A 4,176-nucleotide genomic window follows, 5' to 3' on the forward strand; every position below is an offset into this window, starting at 1 on the left:
AAATAATTATGCGACAATGAATACAGACAATCGGCACCATAACTTGTTTCCGAATCGAGAACCACATCCGCCTTCTCCAACTTTGTCAACGACCGGTTGTAAGAAAACTTCCCTCCGGCACCCATGTCATCCTTGAAGATATAGCATACCATTGGAGAAACCTTAAAAGAATAAGTATCTCCGGATATGTTCTCAAGGATAAGGAACTGATATTTATTTTGCGTAGACTGTGAATATGAAACAGATATACCTGTCACCCACTGTCCTTTGGGAACAAACTTTACACTCTCCATATCCATTTCAAACTCATCGACAGGTTTGTTGTGTTGCATTTCCTCAACCATCGCGGGAGTGATATGAAGTGTGTCTTGGCGCATTTCCACCCTGTGTTCCCGACAAGAACCGCCTTCCACTGAATCAGGAAAAACAGGAACGCCTTCTAACGCAATTTGACTCTGCGCGCCAAAAGCGCACAGAGTCAAAACCGTTATCATAAGGTATTTGCTAATATTACTTGTCATAAATCAATTCAAAATCGTCAAGATACATTGTTGATCCGGGACCTCCGCTAAAATAATCACCGTATTTGGATGCAGAACAAACAATTACCAGATATTTAGGCTTATGATTCTTTGCCCTGTCATAATATTCAATAGGGATCTCGATCTTTTCCAATCCTCCATCCGGTCCAAAATTCTCAGTCAAAGTCAGCTGACCATAGGCAAGAATACATGCGTCATCGGGGTTGAAAAGCTTTTGGTTCGACGATTTGGTCCTAATTTCCACCGCTTCAGTGGAAAGAGCCACATAAATTTGACCTTGATCCATCTGTCCGGATGCGATATAGCTGTCATTGGCACCTTTGCCACTTCCAACTGCAGGACGATAATTGACATACACACTTAACTTCGAGGGATGAGACCCATCGTATGGGCGACCAAAACTTAAAACGCCATCCGTGCCGTCTGTCCTCACATATTCCCCTGCAAAAAGGTTACCGGCTGCAAACTTTTTGATGCCCAGCAAACCACATTCTTTCGAAGTAAGCTTCACCGAAGTTGCTCCCGAATTAATCATGACTGACGAAGGTTCAGTCAATATATCATTAGCTGCAGCTGCACCCGCATTGCCTGAATCCCAAAAATTACGTTCCGTACCCGGAAACTTGACAGTTTTTGTACCCAAGGGAGTAGATGCCTGATATTCTCCCCACTCTTCCATTGATGAATTAGGAATGACAAAGACACTTTCAGTGGTGATAGTCTGAATCTCTCCATCATCATATCCGGAAGCATAAGCCGCATATTCATAAGTAGTATTAGGCTCAAGCCCTGTCAGGGATACCGTAAACTCAGTCCTTGCAGCACGGGTAGTTTGCGCAGCAACTCTGATCCACTCCGAATCGCCTTGCTTACGATATTTAATACCATAATCCGTAGCATCTTCAGCCATAACATATCCTGTCAGTGTCGCTGATTTTGACAATACAGCCATCGGTTCATTCTCCGGATCCGGAGCGGGAGCGGCCTCAACCGGTGCCTTAACCTCCACCGCAGCCTCGGAAGTAGCAACCCGCAGTGTCTTGGTCCTGTCTTTAGGCTGCGCCTGATTGTCGCGTGCTATAATATCAAGCCTGTATTCAGTATCCTTCTGCGGCAAATGGTCAAAAAACGCCTTTTTAAACGTAATGCGCATCTCTGCCATCCTCTTGCCTGTAGCCGCATCATAAACATCGTTCGGTCCATCCCATGTGATACCATGCGCCTCAAGTTCAGCCTTATTTATATCAGACTGAATCAAATTTAGATCAGCGATGATATGACCCAACTCTTGAAAATTCTGTCCGCCACGAAGCTGCAGACGATAGATCCCCTCATATCCGCGCACATATACGATCTTGTCTGTAAATGCGTTCTTCTCGCCCTCCGGAGTGCCGGGAATACCGACCACCTGCTCATCTATATTAAACTCTACACCTTCGATAGTGGGACGGCCATAAATCTCCACAACTTCCTCTATCAAAGGTATATCATCAATCCTGATCTTTATCAAGGCACCTCCCTGGTTATTACCCCCCGCTTCGGCTGTAATATTGAGCACGTACTCATGTGCCCTTTCCACATTCTGTATGATGCCTTCTTTCTTTATAGGCGTGCCGTCTGCCTTTAAGCCTTCAACCTTATACGATAAATTCTTATCGGCATTCGGCATCATGAAATACCCTTTGGCATCACGAATATTATCTTCCGTAAATTCCAAACTTCCCCGAGAGTGACTGAACGTAACTTTCAGGTCGGTAATTCCAAGAGACAACGCATCCGGATTAACAGACACTACAACATTTGCTATATTACATTTCAATGAAAGTGCCTTGTTATCTCCATCCGCAATAGTAAACTCTTGCATGCCTCGATAGAATTTACTTCCAAAAGAGGCAGACACGCTGTCTCCTGTCCAAGCTTCAGCAAGGTATTTCCCGGATTTAAGGGAAATCAGTTCTGGAATGTTATCAAGACCTTTAAATTTGCGAATAAGACCGCGGGAAGTCTCAATATATACCACGCACTTATCGCGGAGAGTTGGATCCGATGTCAAGTCACCAGCCCTCGTAGTGATTTCACTCCTGATTTCCGCAGAAAGCTTGAGTGTTCCCTCGCCACCGGATGAAAACGGATCTTCCGATACGCATGCCTGTCCTGCTAACGCAAGAATCAGACCTGCTCCCCATATTTTGAATTTTTTCATATTTTTCATAGCTGTTCCTTACTTAGTGTGAAGACGAAGCTCCTTTTCTACAGTTCCGGAGGAATCCCCAACAGTTAGCTTGAATGTATGATTTTTATCCGATCCTAAACCGCACAGCATCACCATGAACCCGGAAACGTCAAATTTAACTTCCTTATCATTCAGCACAGTGGTCTTGCCGTCACCCAAAAGTCCGAGACCTTGTAGCAATTCGAGATTATCACCAGGTTCAACAAGGTCAAGCACGTCAGGAACAAGTCCCGCAAGATCTTCAGATATGATATTCACCTTAAATTCAGTTATTCCGGTCTCACTTGATATGTTCAACACTACATGCGAATCGGCATCGACATCATTAACCCCATCAAGATTTATCGGCTCCTCCGCTTCCACTACCGGTCCTTCCGCTGGCGTTGGCGGTTCTGGATTATCAGGACCTCCCGGAGTCTCCGGACCTTCAGTCGGGCGCTCGCTATCATCAAGGATCTCATCCTCTTCAAGATCTACATTGCGCTCAACGTTCGTTACAGTGACGCTCGCGTCCACTTTCATATCCACATTGGCATCGCCCTGATTCTCACCTCCTTGAGTATGGAGTTTGAACGTAATCTTGTAATGATTGCCCTTCTCTACCTTTGCTATGGATTTTGTTTCGGAAACCTTTACACCCTCTACAAGACCATTGAAGGTTGCAACGAGCGAAACACCCTCTACGTAACGGAAATAACCTGCACTTCCCCGGTTTTCCTCACTTTTTGTAAACCTCAGACCTTTCGCATCGTGATCTCCGGAAACAACTTTGACCTCAACAAACGAACTTTCATCCATTTGCTGTGTCAGAATCGGAGCAAAATTTATGGAAACCTTGATATTCTCAAGACGGCAAACTATTTCTCCAACATTATCTGTAATTTCTCCAGGCTTGATAGAGAATGCATCCGAACGACCTACATAATAAGGGTTCTCCCACTCGGCATCAAGATTTTCACCATATGTGGCAGTGGCAACATAAGCACCCTTGTCGAGAGTCACGATCTCCGGCATGTCACCATAACGATAAGTTGATGTAGGTGCCGAAGCCCCATCCTTTGTAAACGTAACTTTAAAGTCATCATAAACAATATCGCCACGCGTACCTCTGACAATTGTCTGATCCAATTCACCGTCACGCAAATCCACATTCAACGCGCTTTTAAGAATCTGACCTTCCCCTTCTTCTGTCACAATATTGAACGGGGCTTCCTTACTACAACCTCCAGTCAGGAGAGCCACAGAGAGAAATATATGTTTATATCTTAATTTCATCTGTTTTATTAACTTCATTTAATGGATTTTGATTTTTTAGCTACCGGCCTCATCGTAGCCGGAGGATCATATCCGAGCCTGACATCATCAATAATCAGCTCCGATCCCTTTGCAAACGCCTTGTAG

2 protein-coding genes and 1 pseudogene are annotated in these 4,176 nt (G+C 44.7%); all 3 read right to left on the minus strand.

What is annotated here, in order from left to right:
- Window positions 1-521, minus strand: a pseudogene (locus JX312_RS09835) (hypothetical protein); the annotation flags it as partial.
- Complete coding sequence (locus tag JX312_RS09840; RefSeq protein WP_204457867.1) at window positions 511-2,745, minus strand: PCMD domain-containing protein; 2,235 nt, start codon at window positions 2,743-2,745, stop codon at window positions 511-513. The gene JX312_RS09840 and the pseudogene JX312_RS09835, both read right to left, overlap by 11 nt.
- A gap of 18 nt (window positions 2,746-2,763) precedes the next feature.
- Entirely contained in the window at window positions 2,764-4,050 is a 1,287-nt protein-coding gene (locus tag JX312_RS09845) for a DUF4493 domain-containing protein (RefSeq protein ID WP_204457868.1), read from the minus strand.
- Between the last annotated feature and the right edge of the window lie 126 nt (window positions 4,051-4,176).

This window comes from Barnesiella sp. CU968, assembly GCF_905219685.1.
Taxonomy (GTDB): Bacteria; Bacteroidota; Bacteroidia; order Bacteroidales; family Muribaculaceae; genus Lepagella; species Lepagella muris_A.

What these genes read in the sequence shown, in the direction of transcription:
- JX312_RS09840 (WP_204457867.1), bottom strand. Translation starts at nt 2,745, where the DNA reads ATGAAAAAATTCAAAATATGGGGAGCAGGTCTGATTCTTGCGTTAGCA.
- JX312_RS09845 (WP_204457868.1), bottom strand. Translation starts at nt 4,050, where the DNA reads ATGAAATTAAGATATAAACATATATTTCTCTCTGTGGCTCTCCTGACT.